15 protein-coding genes and 1 tRNA gene are annotated in these 15155 nt (G+C 33.1%); 2 read left to right on the top strand and 14 right to left on the bottom strand.

The window, feature by feature from the left end; translation table 11 throughout:
* The coding region (locus tag ACP5FO_RS07165; protein WP_428157261.1) for a diguanylate cyclase domain-containing protein at window positions 1–1240 on the top strand (1240 nt) is incomplete at its 5' end.
* Here ACP5FO_RS07165 and ACP5FO_RS07160 read toward each other — a convergent pair.
* From ACP5FO_RS07160 to hisI, 13 genes are all read right to left on the bottom strand, one after another.
* On the bottom strand, window positions 1224–2624 hold the full coding sequence (locus ACP5FO_RS07160; RefSeq protein ID WP_428108634.1) for an amino acid permease: 1401 nt from the start codon (window positions 2622–2624) through the stop codon (window positions 1224–1226). The two genes, ACP5FO_RS07165 and ACP5FO_RS07160, sit on opposite strands and share 17 nt — an antisense overlap.
* Window positions 2625–2738: 114 nt before the next feature.
* Window positions 2739–2815 (bottom strand) — tRNA-Met (locus ACP5FO_RS07155).
* 110 nt (window positions 2816–2925) lie between these two features.
* On the bottom strand, window positions 2926–4326 hold the full coding sequence (locus tag ACP5FO_RS07150) for an efflux transporter outer membrane subunit (protein ID WP_428157260.1): 1401 nt from the start codon (window positions 4324–4326) through the stop codon (window positions 2926–2928).
* Window positions 4323–5408, bottom strand: a complete 1086-nt coding sequence (locus ACP5FO_RS07145) for an HlyD family secretion protein (RefSeq protein ID WP_428157259.1) — start codon at window positions 5406–5408, stop codon at window positions 4323–4325. Before ACP5FO_RS07145 ends, ACP5FO_RS07150 begins: the two co-directional genes overlap by 4 nt.
* The gene (locus ACP5FO_RS07140) at window positions 5405–6142 is read right to left on the bottom strand and encodes an ABC transporter ATP-binding protein (protein ID WP_428157258.1); all 738 of its coding nucleotides are present in this window, start codon (window positions 6140–6142) and stop codon (window positions 5405–5407) included. Before ACP5FO_RS07140 ends, ACP5FO_RS07145 begins: the two co-directional genes overlap by 4 nt.
* Before the next feature lie 3 nt (window positions 6143–6145).
* On the bottom strand, window positions 6146–7282 hold the full coding sequence (locus ACP5FO_RS07135) for an ABC transporter permease (protein WP_428108653.1): 1137 nt from the start codon (window positions 7280–7282) through the stop codon (window positions 6146–6148).
* 229 nt (window positions 7283–7511) lie between these two features.
* Complete coding sequence (locus tag ACP5FO_RS07130; RefSeq protein ID WP_428101302.1) at window positions 7512–8063, bottom strand: TetR/AcrR family transcriptional regulator; 552 nt, start codon at window positions 8061–8063, stop codon at window positions 7512–7514.
* 73 nt (window positions 8064–8136) lie between these two features.
* Window positions 8137–8676 (bottom strand): RNA 2',3'-cyclic phosphodiesterase, encoded by a 540-nt coding sequence (gene thpR / locus ACP5FO_RS07125; RefSeq protein ID WP_428108657.1) that lies wholly within the window; start codon window positions 8674–8676, stop codon window positions 8137–8139.
* Entirely contained in the window at window positions 8673–9668 is a 996-nt protein-coding gene (locus tag ACP5FO_RS07120; protein WP_428108665.1) for a hypothetical protein, read from the bottom strand. The genes thpR and ACP5FO_RS07120 overlap by 4 nt, the downstream gene beginning before the upstream one ends.
* Complete coding sequence (locus ACP5FO_RS07115) at window positions 9665–10123, bottom strand: phosphatidylglycerophosphatase A family protein (protein ID WP_025392468.1); 459 nt, start codon at window positions 10121–10123, stop codon at window positions 9665–9667. The genes ACP5FO_RS07120 and ACP5FO_RS07115 overlap by 4 nt, the downstream gene beginning before the upstream one ends.
* The gene (locus ACP5FO_RS07110; RefSeq protein WP_025392467.1) at window positions 10120–11277 is read right to left on the bottom strand and encodes an aspartate aminotransferase family protein; all 1158 of its coding nucleotides are present in this window, start codon (window positions 11275–11277) and stop codon (window positions 10120–10122) included. Before ACP5FO_RS07110 ends, ACP5FO_RS07115 begins: the two co-directional genes overlap by 4 nt.
* A gap of 20 nt (window positions 11278–11297) precedes the next feature.
* Window positions 11298–12386, bottom strand: a complete 1089-nt coding sequence (locus tag ACP5FO_RS07105; RefSeq protein WP_287006513.1) for a glycosyltransferase family 4 protein — start codon at window positions 12384–12386, stop codon at window positions 11298–11300.
* The gene (gene hisI / locus ACP5FO_RS07100) at window positions 12383–13192 is read right to left on the bottom strand and encodes a phosphoribosyl-AMP cyclohydrolase (RefSeq protein WP_428108677.1); all 810 of its coding nucleotides are present in this window, start codon (window positions 13190–13192) and stop codon (window positions 12383–12385) included. The genes ACP5FO_RS07105 and hisI overlap by 4 nt, the downstream gene beginning before the upstream one ends.
* Before the next feature lie 228 nt (window positions 13193–13420).
* Here hisI and cysK point away from each other — a divergent pair, with 228 nt between their 5' ends.
* A complete protein-coding gene (cysK, locus tag ACP5FO_RS07095; RefSeq protein ID WP_428108681.1) occupies window positions 13421–14341 on the top strand; it encodes a cysteine synthase A in 921 nt (306 codons plus the stop codon).
* Here cysK and ACP5FO_RS07090 read toward each other — a convergent pair.
* Window positions 14328–15155, bottom strand: an 828-nt coding sequence (locus ACP5FO_RS07090; protein ID WP_428157257.1) for a type II secretion system F family protein, incomplete at its 5' end; no start/stop codon positions are given. The two genes, cysK and ACP5FO_RS07090, sit on opposite strands and share 14 nt — an antisense overlap.

The following is a 15155-nucleotide window of genomic DNA, read 5'->3' as shown; positions in this document are numbered from 1 at the left end:
AAGTGGCTATTTTAAGACAGCTTCTCATCTGGTGTCTTATGCTAAGATTCCCACTACTGGCAGGACACTTTTTGTTAGTATTTCAAAAAAGGAAATTTATAAAAATTATTTAGATGGTCTTTTGCCTTTTTTTCTAATAATGTTTGTAAGTTTTGTTATATTTAGTTTTATTTTGTTTTGGGTTTTTTACAAATTGCAGTATTTTGAAAAACTAAAGCAGCTAAATACTGACTTTATTAAAAACTCAAATGACATTAACGCTTTGATGATTGATAAAATTTCGTTTAGATCACTGATTGATAAAATTTTACAAAAATTTATAGAAAATCCCTATATTGACCTTTGTATTTTTTATTTTAAAGAGAAAAACGAAATGAAAATAAAATCATACAGTGCAAAAGAAAACTGCTTAGAATGTTTTGAATTAAAAGCTTTATCAGATAAACTTTGCAGTGTTTATTTTTTAGATTTAGCAAAAAATAGTCTTCAAGCACGTATAATTAATGCAAAAAATTCTCAGATATACAAGCATTGTGGTATTAAATTCGTTGGAGTATTCCCAGTTGTTTTTGAAAATAAAATTATAGGAAGTTTAATTATTGCAGGTAGAAACGATATTGTATTACAATCAAGCGAAATATCTAACATTTTAATGCAGTTTCTGGATAATTTTAAAAACAAACTCAAACTTATGAAACTTGAAAAACTTCAAGAATCTGGCAAAAGCAAAGCCAGATACTTTGCATACCATGATCAACTTACAGGTTTAAATAACAGAAGTTTTTTTATTGAACGTTTAAATCAAGCAATTGCTAAATCCCGCAGAACTAATACCAATATAGCTTTATTTTCTATGGATTTAGATGGTTTTAAGGCAATAAATGATACATTTGGTCATGATATAGGTGATAGACTCTTAAAAGCCGTAGCTAAACGCTTAAAATCTGTTGTAAGACAGGAAGATACGCTTTCACGATTTGGTGGAGATGAGTTTTTGCTTTTTACGGACAGTTTCGAGACTAAAGGGGAATTGGAAGAAATAGCAAAAAGAATACTAAATACTATAAAAAAACCATTTATTATTGATACTCAACAAATGAGTGTGGGGATAAGCATTGGTATTGCCTGCAGCTTGGGCATTACCAATGCTTCGCAGGAAGATTACCTAAAAGTGGCTGATGAGTTACTTTACACATCAAAAAATACAGGAAAAAATAAATATACTATTGCTGAAGTTTAGCAAGTCTGCTATTGTATCTTGAATATGTAAAGTAAATTATAAAGCCAATAATAAACCATACAATAAATCTTATCCAGGTTTCAATTGGCAAAGATATCATAAGGTATCCACTAAACAAAATTGCCATTATAGGGATAAAGGGAACCCATGGACATTTAAATTTTCTATTTAACTCTGGTCTTGTATATCGCAAAATTATTACAGAAAGAGAAACGAGTAAAAATGCAAATAATGTACCAATATTTACAAGTTCAGCTAAAACATCAATTGGCAAAAAACCTGCCAGAATGGAAGTAATTATTCCAACAAACCATGTACTCAAATAAGGCGTTTTATGTTTTGGATGCAGTTTTGAAAAAAAAGCTGGCAAAAGACCATCTCTTGACATAGCAAAAAAAATTCTCACCTGTCCATAAAGCATTACTAATAACACTGTTGTAATACCAACGAGTGCGCCAATCGAAACAAGACCGGATCCAAAACTCATGCCGAGGTATTCTAAACCTTTTGCAACTGGTGCTGGATCGTTTAGTAGTTTGTATGGTATTATACCAGTCAATATTACAACTACAGCTATGTACAAAATAGAGCTTACAGCTAATGAGCCAATAATGCCAATAGGCATATCACGTGCAGGGTTTTTTGATTCTTCTGCGGCTGTTGATACTGCATCAAAGCCAATGTAGGCAAAAAATATGATTGCAGCACCAGCCATTACGCCATGCCATCCATACGGCATAAATGGATGCCAGTTTACAGGCTTTATATGCCATACGGCAACTGCTATAAAAAATAGAATTACAGATACTTTGAATATAACAGCTATATTATTAAATGTAGCACTTTCTCTTATGCCTAAATAAACAAGCCAGGTAAGAAACAGTATTATACCCATAGCTGGAACATTAACTACCCCGCCAGCTGCTGCAAAAGATGAGTTTGCAATTTGGGCTGGCACAGTAATACCTAAAGAATGCAAAAGCGCAGTAAAATAGCCTGACCAGCCAAGTGCAATAGCAGGCAGGGCAAATGCGTATTCTAATATCAAATCCCACCCAATAACCCAGGCTACAATTTCTCCTAAAGCTAGATAACTATAACTGTAAGTAGAACCAGAAATGGGAAAGCTTGACGCAAATTCTGCATATGATAATGCTGTAAATGCACTTGCAAGACCAGCGATAACAAATGATATAATAAGAGCTGGCCCTGCATACTTTGCAGCAGCAACGCCAGTTATCACAAAGATTCCTGTGCCAATAATGCCACCAATACCAAGTAGCATTAAGTCAAACCAGTTAAGCGCTTTTTTTAGCGAATGCGGCTGGCCTTCTCTTGTGTCATCTTCAATCATTTCAACAGTCTTTTTTCTGAATAACTCCATAACACCCCCGTCAAAATTTTTACTAATTTTCGATATTATTATAGTTTACTTTTATTGTCAAATTACTTTAAATAATGATCAAATTAGTTTAAGTAATAAACTGGAGATTAAATTTGGTAGCGGGGAGAGGATTTGAACCTCTGACCTCCGGGTTATGAGCCCGACGAGCTACCGGACTGCTCTACCCCGCGACAACAAAAAACTATTGTAATCATTTTTTTAAAAAAGTCAAATGCTAAATTTAAAAGCTTGGGCAACCTTACAAAAGAGGTTGCCCATTTTATTTAATAGGGGGTTTTGGCTAATTTGAAAGTCCCATACCAAGCGCATTGTACATACTAATGACATCTTCTTTTACAAGCAAGTTTTGGTTTATCAGGTTGTAATAAGCATTGAGTAAGTTTATTTTGTAGTTTAGATATGTGATGTAGTCAACAGTGCCTGCTTCGTATTGAGCTTTGTATATATCATATAGATTTTTAGCGGATTGATAGTTTTTTTGATAGCTTATGAGAGCCTGGCTGTCTTTTTTGTATGAAGCTAAAGCATTATCGACTTCTTTAAATGCATTTATAACTGTATTTCTGTAGTTAAGTACGGCTTGCTCATATTGGAGTTTCGAGCGCTCATAAATGCTGGTATTTTTCTTATAGTTAAACAATGGTGCAAGGATGTTTAACCCAAAGCTCCAGACATTGCTTGCATTTTCTATAAAATTTGAAAGGTTTGTTGAAGCATAACCATAATTGGCGGTTAGATTAAATACAGGAAAAAAGTTTGCAAGCGCCTGTTTTTGAGCATAGGCATAAGAGAGTACATTGTACATGGCTTCTTTAACGTCTGGTCTTTGGGTTAGAATACTTGAAGGTATTTGAGGGGGTATTAGCTTTGCGTATGTATCTACATCAAAATCCTTGGTGTCTGGATTTATAGAAAAGTCTTCCGGGTATTTACCTAGATAATATGCAAGTGTGTTTTGAGTTAGCTGTTTTTGCTTTATGAGATTGTTTAAAACTGTTTTTATATTTTCTAATTGTGTTTTTGCATCTTCAACGGGCTCTATGTTTATAAGACCGCTTTTATATTTGTCCTCGTTTAACTTTAGTATTTCTTTTGCCGCTTCAAGCTGCTGTGTGAAATTTTCTATTGATAGGTTAAGTGCAGCTAGCTGAAAGTAGGTTTGAGCAACATTTGATATAAGTGTAAGCTTTACAACATCTGCATTGGCTTTGGAGAGATTAACATTGGCTTTTGCCTGATTTACGCTGTTTTGGATTTGATGCCACACATCCAGCTCATACGATGCAGACAAACCTGCCTGGTGCAAATTGTATATTTGAGAGTTTGAGAAAGGTGAATTGGATGCATTTTTTGAAGGTTGATTGCGCGTTGATGAGTAGGTAGCATTTATTGTAGGTAGCAATGCTGATTGGTTTTGGCCTACATAGGTTTGTGCAATCTGTATGTTTTTTATGGCTATTTTGTAGTTTAGGTTATTATCCAAAGCAGTTTTAATTGTATTATTTAGCTTTTGGTCACTAAAGTTTTCCCACCAGTTTTGATTTAACTTAGAATTAGTTGAATTTGTTGAGTACTTAAACTGATCTGGTATTTGCACATTTACATTTTTAGGCGCGCTGTATAGCGCGCACGATGATAAAAATGTTGCCAAACCCAAAGCTAAAATTATCTTGTTCTTCATTTCTTTTCTCCTATATACACATCAACTAGCATGCCAGGATAAATTGTTATGTCTTTTGGTACTCTAAACTTAAATACTATAGGCAATACCCTTACATCTACCTGTTCTGTCCTTTGATTTGATAGTTCTATTTTTGGTGTGGTATATGGTTGCAAGTTTACAAACTCAAGTGGTATTTTTTTATCTGTGCCTCTTATATAGGCGATAGCCTGCATATCTTGAGGTTTTGGGAGTCTTGGGACAAGTATCTCATCCACATAGCATCTAACTTCCATTTCTTTTTCAATATTGCCCATCACAACAACAGGACCGTAGCCTTGCGTGTATGTGCCGTATGATCCAGATGGCGATACATAGCTTCCAACAGCTGTGGCTATTTTTAGCACAACACCATCTACCGGAGCTCTTACAGTATATTTATCAAGGAGTGCTTTGTTTGCAAGGTAAGCTTTTTGCGCTGATTCATACTGGCTTTGTGCGTTTTTAATATCGTAACTCCAAGCTCCAGCTTTTGTTAGTTCATACTGTTTTAGAGCTAACTGATAATTTGCCTGTGCTGTATCGTATGAATCTCTTGCACTATCATAAGAGCTTTTGCTTACAGAATTTGGGTTTAGCTTAAAAGCTTTTTCTACTTTATCCCACTGATCTTTTGCAGCTTTAGTCTGGGCTTTTGCATATTCTAGCTGAGCTTTTGATACCTCAAGCGTTTCTTTTCTTGGTTCTGCTTTTAATTTTTGCAGATAGGCAAGGGCAGCTTGCATTTGATAGTAGGCTTGCTGGGTTATGTTTTTTTGCTGTGTATCATCTATTTTAAACAGAGGTGCGCCTTTTTTAACATTTTGACCATCTTTTGCAAAAATTTTAACAACCCTTCCTGATACATCGGGAAAAATATTTATATTTTCACCGTTTGTCTGGTAACTTTCAATAATGCCTGTTGCGTATAAACCAGCCTCATAGGGATTTTTTTCTACATGTACAGGAGGTAGAGCTGTGGTGCGCTTGTTGTAAATATAAGCACTTACAAGACCTATTAATATGCCAATACTTGCTATTAAAAATATAATCTTTGTTCTCATTGTGCCTCCAATTGAGTAACGCTTGTGTTATTTTTTTCAGTATCAAAATGATTGTCCGTAGTTTGTTTTAATTTGCCATCTTCCATATGCAGTATACGGTTTGCATACTCAAATATTCTTGAATCATGTGTGACTATAATGATTGTTCTATCTTGAGTTAAAAGATGCTCTTTTACGAACGATATAATTTGTCTGCCTGTTTCACCATCAAGTGATGCGGTAGGTTCATCAAATATCAATATATCTGGTTTTGATACAATAGCCCTTGCAATAGCAACGCGCTGTTGCTCTCCACCTGAGAGTTTGTAGACAGGAAGATCTGCTTTTGAGCCAAGACCCATAACATCGAGATAGTATTTGGCTTCTTTTAAGGATTTATCCCAGTTTTGTCTTTTTAAAAAAAGAGGTATACTGACATTTTCTGTTGTGGTTAATTTTGGAAATAAGTGGTAATCTTGAAAAACAAAACCGATGTGGTTTAAGCGAAAATCAGCCAGGTCATCATCTTTCATCTTCCATATATCTTTGTCTTTGACTATTACTATGCCTTCATTTGGTCGCAAAATGCCAGATATTATGCTCAAAAGTGTAGTTTTGCCAGATCCTGATGGACCTACAATATAGAGTACTTCTCCATAGTAGGCAGTTAGATTTACACCCTTTAGAGCGTATGTTTTGCTTTCATCAACACCAAAGTATTTTACTATATTTTTAGCTTCCAATATTGCTTTCATGAATTATCCTCTAAATACGTCAAAAGGCTCTATCTTTAAAACTTTTCTAATGCCAATGTAGCTTGAAAATCCTGCAATTACCACCACCATCAAAAAAGCAATAAGCATGTTTTGGTAAGTAACAATAGCTGCATAGTTTGGTATCCTTGCTTTGGAGAAAGCGATCATAAGTGATGAAAACATGATTCCAAAGCCGTATCCTATAAAGCTTGTAACTGAGGCTTGAAACAGTATCATAGACATAAGCTCGTACTTTTTTGCTCCTATTGCTTTTAGAGCCCCAAACTTTTCTAAGTTTTCAAGCACAAAAGCATAAAAAGTTTGTCCTGCAATGGATAAGCCTACAATAAAGCTGATTAATGTCATAATCATTATGTTTGTACCCATACCTGTTTTGTATTTATAGAAATTTTCTATTGTTTTTTCAAATTCTTTTTGAGTCAATGCTTTGTAGCCAAGTTTCTTAACTTGTTCTTGTATGTATGGAATATCGGCATTACTTTTTGGGTTTAGTAGTATATATGACATAGAATACCTTGTTTGAGGTAAATCTTTCGTAGCACGTGTGTATGTTGTATATAGAGTGGGAGTACCAAATAATCCACCACTTGTTGGTTTTGCCAGTGCAACAATTACTGCTCTGTGATCGTTTATACTTAGCACTGAGCCAATTCCTGGTGAGCCAATTTTCCTGTAATCAGAATCAACAATACCTATAAAAGCATCGGAATTGTAAATTTTATTTAGGTTGCCTTTTATAATAGGTGGTCTGCCAAATAGTGTAGTGTCGTCTAAACCTATTATATTTGCGCCCTGGTAGGTGCCGTCTGGCAGCTTTACAAGTCCAGAGCCAAAGTAAATTGGCACAGCCATAGCTACACCTTTTATACTTCTTACATAGTCAAGCACATAATCTGGTAATGGGATTGAGCTTCTGTCGTTTTCTACGGATGGATCCATAACCCACATTTTTGCGCCTATATTTATTACATTTGATGTGGACTTTCTCATAATGCCGGCAAACATAGAAGTCATCTGGTTCATTAGAAACACTGCAAATGTAACGCCTAAAATAAGCGTAAAGAATTTACCCCTATCGTTTGCAAGAAGCTTAAGGGCGATTTTTAAAAGACCTTTCATTTGATCTCCATTTTAAATAAATATGCCTGATTCACAAAAATACACCCAATGCCAAAATTTTTCATTTTGATATTAAAGGTTAAGTGTAAATAGCGTATAAATGAAATGTAAATCAAATGTAAACAAAGAGTATATATTGCCTTTATCGTATCCAAAGAATTTATTTTGCAATAATAATTAACATAAGAATTTTTGCTATGATGATTATTGTAAAACAACATGTTAGTTTTCAAGCGCATATACCATGCATAAAAACATCGAAAGCAATGTTTGAAAGTTCTTCTATATTATTTTGGGGATTTTTTAAAGCAAGCATAACATTAATACCTATAAGTAGCTGAAGCATAATCTGTTCATTGTAAGGTTTGAATATTTTTTTTTCGATTCCAGTTTTAAAAACCCTGGTTATAATATTTGCTAGTGGATCAAAATATTTATCTTTTAGAGATTTAACTTGTTCAAAATTTGTTGCACTTTCTTTCAACATTAAGTATGAAATATATTTACCTCTTTTCTTTAAGACACCGATATGAATCTTAATAAACTTTTTTAAAAATTCTTTTTCATCTTTAGCTTTAATTCTAGATACACTTTCTAAAAATTCGTCCATATTGGTAGACAACACACTTTCATAAAGGGCTTTTTTACTACCAAAGTAGTAGCTTATCATTGCGCTATTGGCTTTTGCTTCTTTTGCAATTTTTCTGATAGAAGTTTCCTGATAGCCGTATTGAGCAAACAATTCACTGGCTTTTTCCAAAATTTTTTCTTTGGTACTCATAAACATCCCTACTTTTTAATCAATCGTATAATTAATACTACATTTTTCTAAAAAAGTCAATAAAAATATAAGTTTATGCTTTAAGTTTGAACTTTTTTATTTGTCTATAAATGGGTGCTGGAGATTTTAATATACTCTCAAATAAATAAAATTCTTCCACACTAAAGTTCAAAGTATTTTGGCTTAAAAAATTATTTGCAATTTCGATAAGATTTTTTACTTGAAAAATTTGCGCAGTCTTTAGCCTTGCAAGTGTAATATGGCAAACATGGTTTTCTTTTGTAAATAAGGCATCAAGGCTTGAAGCAATGTTTAAAAAATCAATATTGTTATCTTGACCCACCCAAAAGATTCTTGGGTCTTTAAGGCTTTTAAAAACACCACTTTTATCAAGTCTTATATTAAATTTTTTGTATTTTAAAGCAATATTTTCTAAAAATTTTGCAATTGGTTCTATATTGCTTTCTAACAATTCTCCCAAAAACTTAACCGTAATATGCAAGTTTTCTATTTTTGTAAATTTTATACCGCTTGATTCTGGCAAGCACTCTATTAAAAGATTTAATTTGTCTTTAATGTTTTGTGGTAACTCTATTGCAACAAAAGCTCTCATAAACTTCTTGATAGAATAAATTCTCTTAAAAAAAGTATGGCAAAATTAGTTACTTTTTGCCTTATAATATTGTACGTACCATCAAATTCTCTAATTAGCATATCAAAAGTTTCATCTTTATACAATACAAAAAATAAAAACCTATCATATTGAGTATTATTCAAAATTGTAATAGAACAATCTGAATTGCTAAATTGCAACAAAGCGTTTGAAATCTCTTTTGCGATTGATTGACTAAAGTAGCCATATTTTTCTATATATTTTTGATCTATGCCAAAAAAGTAAGATAAAGACTCTATGGGGCATTTGTCAATGCAAAGTGCAATATAATTTTTACTTTTTTCTTGCGACATTAATTTGCTTATAAAACAACCATTTGTTGACAAATCAGCAATGGATAATTTTGTTAAAGTTTTTTCCAGTACTTCGATTAATGCTTGATTGCAATCCTGGGCACTATATGTAAATATTTTTGATTTTTGAATTTTTGAGTCAAACATATTGGTGTTTTCAAGCTTTATATAGCTTAAAACTTCATCGGAAAAAATTGTGTTTTGTGTGTTAATATTTCCTTCAAAAACGCCTATTACCTGGCTTTTAATATTGAATAGTTTTTTTAGTTCAGAAAAATCAAAACTGTCATCTAACTCTTGCGGCACAAAAACAACAGGCTTTCCGTAAACAATATCTGAAAATATGCCATCTGATAATTTTTTGAAACCAGAAGCTACAATATAGGCTTCTTCTTTAAATACGCTTGGACGCTCAAAACTAACAAGCATAATTTTTTGTAGCTTATGCCATAAATTTTTTGAATAAACAATGAATAAGCCATCTGAATTTTGGAATGCAAACTCTATTGATTTGCGCATGTCATTAAAATCGCTTGTGCAAGATAAAGTCACAGAGCAAGTTTCACCAATATTTCTTATGCGACTTAAGTAATAGTTATGGGAATAGGGTACATCTAAAAATACTACAGAATAACTCATCTAAATATAATATAGAGCAAAATGCCAGCCATAAACCCGCCCACTAAATCATCAAGCATTATCCCAAGACCACCGCTTATGCGTTCTAAAAAATTCAGTGGGGGTACTTTTGATATGTCAATAATTCTAAAAAATAAAAATCCAAGCCACACAGCCCAAAAAGAATAACCTACAAACATAAGCGTAACAAGCATGCCTACCACTTCATCGATAATTATAAATGAAGGGTCTTTTATATTATAGGCGCTTTCTACAATTTCACTGGCGATTGTACCTATTACAAATAAACATGATACTGTTAATGCATAAATACTCAATGAAGTTTCTTTTAAAAACATATATATTAAAATGCCAAATAAAGAGCCCATAGTACCTGGTGCATACGCGGTATAGCCAATCCCAAACACTGTAGCTATTATATCTGCAATTTTTTGTATATCATCTTCAAACTTCATAATGCAGAATCTAAAAACTCAATGAGTCTATCTATGTGCTCTTTTTTAACAATCAAAGGTGGCTCAAACCTCAATGTGTCATTGCCAGCTTTGCCAATTAAAATTTTGTTTTCCAAAGCTTTTTCTACTATTTCTTCGCATGGTTTGTCAATGGATATGCCAACAATTAAACCTATGCCTTTTACAGATTTTATTGAGGCTTTTTTTTCTTTTAAGTGCAAAAGCTGGTTTATAAAATACTCGCCTGTTTCTTTTACATGAGATAAAATATTGTTGTTAAATATAAAATTTATTACTTCGCTTGAAACTTTTGTGGCAAGTGGATTACCTCCAAATGTAGAACCATGCGAACCAGGCGTAAAAGCGCTTGCAACATAATCTTTTGCAAGCATAGCACCAATTGGTACGCCAGCTGCTAATCCTTTTGCCAATGTAATAATATCTGGTTTGCAATCATACATCTCATAAGCAAAAAACTTTGAAGTCCTGCCCATCCCGGTTTGAATTTCATCGTCTATAAGCAATATGTCATTTTTTTGACAATAATCTGTTATTTCTTTGATAAACTGAGCATCAGCTTGATTAATTCCACCTTCTCCTTGTATGAATTCTATCATTACAGCGCATATATCTGGGTTCATTTTGCTATAAAAATCATCTATATCGTTAAATTTTGCGTACACAAAGCCTTGTGTTATAGGTTCAAAACCTTCCTGGTATTTTTTTTGACCAGTAGCCGCAAGTGTTGTAATTGTTCTTCCATGAAAGGAATGTTCAAATGTCAGTATTGTTTTTTTGCTTTTTCCATACAAACGGGCAAGTTTAATGGCCGCTTCGTTTGCTTCTGCACCTGAGTTGCAAAAAAATACCTTATCTGCACATGAATGCTCAACGAGTAACTGTGCGGCTTCGGCCTGTTCTTTTATGTAATATAGGTTTGATACATGTATGAGTTTTTTTGCTTGTTCGCAAATTGCATTTACTACAATATCATGTGAGTGCCCGAGAATATTTACAGCAATGCCTGCTAAAAAGTCTAAATAAGCGTTTCCATTATTATCATATAAGTATATTCCTTTTCCATGATCAAAACAAACCTTAGCTCTTTTGTAAGTATTTGCTGTGTATTTATCTGATTGTTCAAAAACATCCATATAGCCTCCTAAAAAACTAATCATTTTTTAAATATATTACTGAACGTATCATTTATCAGATCGCTCAAGCTTTCAATTGAATACTTTTGTGCTTTTTTTAAAGCAAATGTTCCCATCAGGCTTAAATCTTTATCATGTATGCAAGTCAATGCTTGGTGTAGACTTGAAACATTTGGTTTGCAAATGATTCCGCATGAGTCGTCAACCACTTCACTTAAACAACCTACATTTGTTACCACACAAGGCTTAGAGCACGCAAGAAATTCTAGCGTTGTCCTTGCAATAGCCTCTGAATCAATTGAACTTACAACACCCACATCAAATGCGCTGATTATATCTTCTACATCATCTCGAAGTTTGCTTTCTATAATTACACGGTTTTCTATGTTTAGCTGTTTTATTATTTCCAAGATCTCGCTAATTTTTATTTCTGTTTCATAGACAAGCATAAATAGTTTTGCGCTAAACTCAAGTTTTGCAAATGCCTGGCAAAGCATAAATATGCCTTTTACCTTTGAAGTTCTACCAATAAACCCAAAAACAAAATCCGAATTGTCTATACCAAATTCTTTTCTAACCCTTAGAGCACCTTCTTTTTTAAATGTGAATTTTTTTGTATCGACAACACCATTAATTATGCTATGAGGAATTTTAACTATATTTTCATATCTTTTTGTGCTTAAGAAAACATAATCTATGCAATGTCTGTTTAGAGAAGGTTTTCTATTTTCACCAAAAATTCTAATGAGTTTAAAATTAAAGTGATTTTTTAATAAACATGCCTGAAAAGTTGCATCTCCTCTAATTGTAAGTACAATGTCTGGTTTTATTGCATTTAGATGCATTCTTATTTGATTTAGATTTTTAAAAAAAACTATGGGATTTTTGGTACGTAAGTTGTTTATATAGTATTTAGTTATTGAAGCGTTATTAAATGATCTATTTTGGATTTTTTTTTCATTTACCTTAGAATAATATTTATCTATGTAACTATCTTTCTGGCATATTAAAGAGACTTGATGAGATTTTTCTAAGGTTTCCAAAAACGAGTTGCCAAGGAAAGTTAAAGAGCTATTCCACGGCTCATCTAAAATAATTGTTATATTCATCTTGTCTTTTTTTCGAATTCACCAGAAAAGTTTCTTCTACGCTTTAATTCTTCCAAAATTGCATCAAAAGGTATTTCTTTGTATGCTAGTGCAACTAACAAATGATACAAACAATCGCTTGCTTCGTAAATTATGTGTGATGTGTCGTTTTCTTTTAGTGCAAAAAGAAACTCAAGTGTTTCTTCGTTTAATTTTTTTGCAATTTTTTCCAGGCCATCTGAAAATAATTTAGCAGTATAAGAGTTTTGAGGCATATCTTTTTTTCTTTGAAGTATGGTTTTGTAAAGTTCGTCAAGAATGGTCATCCTGAGCGTGTCCCCTGTCATCCTTAGCTCTAGCGAAGGATCTACTTGAGATTCTTCGCTTTGCTCAGAATGACATTTCGTGGGAAGTTCTTTCCTATCGCTTACAATGACATTTTCAACATTATAAATAGTTTCTTTAAAATTTTTATCAAGCTGTGGTTGGATTTCTATTATCTGATTTCTAAAATATTCTCTATAAAAACAGCTTCTGTGAAAAGTATGGCACGCACAACCCACCTGTTCAACTTTGTAAAGTATACAATCCTCATCGCAGTCAAATAAGATTTGTTTTATTTTTTGTACATTGCCACTTTCTTCGCCTTTTTTCCACAATTTTTTTCTACTTCTTGAAAAATAGTGAGCATAACCTGTTTGAATAGTTTTTTGCAGCGCTTCTTTATTTGCATATGCAAACATTAAAACATCTTTATTGTAAAAATCTTGAGTAATAACGGGCACGAGCCCGTCTTTGTCAAACTTGATTATTTCAGTTAGCTCCATGTTTCTATAATACTTAAAAAACACTTTCTTGTAAAGTGTTTTTTAAATTTTGACACATAGCGCAATAAATTATAAAATTTGCTGGCGTAAGCAAAGTTACTAATCCTGAGTGTAAACGAAGGATCAACTTTCTTTACCAATTCCTGCGTGCGGGAGGTTTTTTGCTAGCGCTTGCGAATGACGCAAGCTAAGTTTTTTAAATAGGCGTAAAGCCTTGTTGGAGGTAAAATGCGCATTATTGATACAATTGGCAAAACACCATTAGTGGAGCTTGGTTTAAAAACCAATGCAAGGCTTTTTGTAAAATTAGAAACAAAAAATGCTACATTTTCGGTTAAAGATAGGGCTGCATATTTTATGATTAAAGATGCTTTGGATAGTGGCAAACTAAAACCAGGGATGGAAATTATTGAGCCTACAAGTGGAAATACTGGCATTGCTTTATCTTTTTTGGGTAAATTATTTGGTTTTAATGTAAATATAGTAATGCCTGAATCAATGAGTAAAGAACGTATTAAGTTAATGGAATTATTTGGAGCAAATGTAATTTTAACAAGAGCTAATTTAGGTATGAAAGGCTCAATTGAAAAAGCAAACGAGATTTTAAAAAATTCAAATAATTTTTTTATGCCGGATCAGTTTAATAATCCTTCAAACCCAAAAGCACATGAACTTACTACAGGTCCCGAAATTTTCGATGCTTTAGATGGCAAAGTTGATGTTTTTGTAAGCGGTGTTGGTACAGGCGGTACAATAACTGGTGTTTCAAGGTTTTTGAAAAAAACAAAAAAAGACTCCATTTGTGTAGCAGTTGAGCCAGAAAAAAGTCCTGCTATTAGCTCCCGCTTAAAAAATATTGATTTTAAACCTAAGCCTCATGCAATACAAGGTATTGGTGCTGGATTTGTACCGAAAAATCTAGATTTAAGTTTAATTGATAAAATCGAGTTAGTAAAAGATGAGGAAGCAATAGAATACGCTATTTACTTATCTAAAAAAGAAGGTATTTTGGCTGGCATATCAAGCGGAGCAAATTTCGCAGTTGCTTACAGGCTTGCAAATAAAAGTGAGTATAAAGATAAAAATATCGTGTTTATGGTTTGCGATAGCGCAGAGCGCTATTTAAGCACAATTTCTATCCACCCTTAATTGCTTGACCAATCTTGAATATAGGTAGATACATTGCTATAACAAGAGTTCCCACTATGACTCCCAATACTACTATAATTATGGGTTCTAACATCGTTGTTAAATTTTTAACACTGTTATCTACTTCTTCTTCATAATATTGAGATACTTTAACGAGCATATCTTCTAGCTTTCCAGTTTCTTCGCCAACAGAAATCATCTGTGATACCATATCCGGAAAAATCCCAGCTTTTGCTATAGGCTCAGACAAATTTGATCCTTCTTTTACCGCTTCTTTGACCTTCGTTAAAGTATTTTCTATAACAAGATTGCCTGAAGTTTTTGCACCTATATCTATAGCTTCCAGGATGCTTACGCCACCTGAAGTAAGCATTGATAAAATAGAAGAAAATCTGGCAATAGATGTCTTTAAAATGAGTGTACCAAGTAAAGGTAATTTAAGCATGAGTGAGTCTACATATGTTCTAAATTTTATACTTTTCTTTTTTGCAATAACAAAAGCTCCAATGATTATTGCAAGAATTAAAAGAATTACAATTATATAATCTCTTAAGAAATTACTTACGCCAATTACAATGCGTGTTAATAGCGGTAATTGCATACCGCTATCTGCATACATTTTGCTGAATGTAGGTATTACAAACGTTAATATCAATGCAATAACTGCAACTGCTACAATGCTTACCATTGCTGGATAAATCAAAGCACCTTTGAGTTTGCGCCTTAGCGCCAGATCTTTTTCCATAGTAATAACAAGTCTTTGGAGCACCGCATCTAAGTTACCGCTCGCTTCGCCTGATTCTACCATATTTAT

The sequence above is a fragment of the Desulfurella sp. genome (assembly GCF_049977265.1).
Taxonomy (GTDB): domain Bacteria; phylum Campylobacterota_A; class Desulfurellia; order Desulfurellales; family Desulfurellaceae; genus Desulfurella.
The sequence above is the reverse complement of the archived record's forward strand: the minus strand, read 5'-3'. Positions and strand labels throughout refer to the sequence as shown.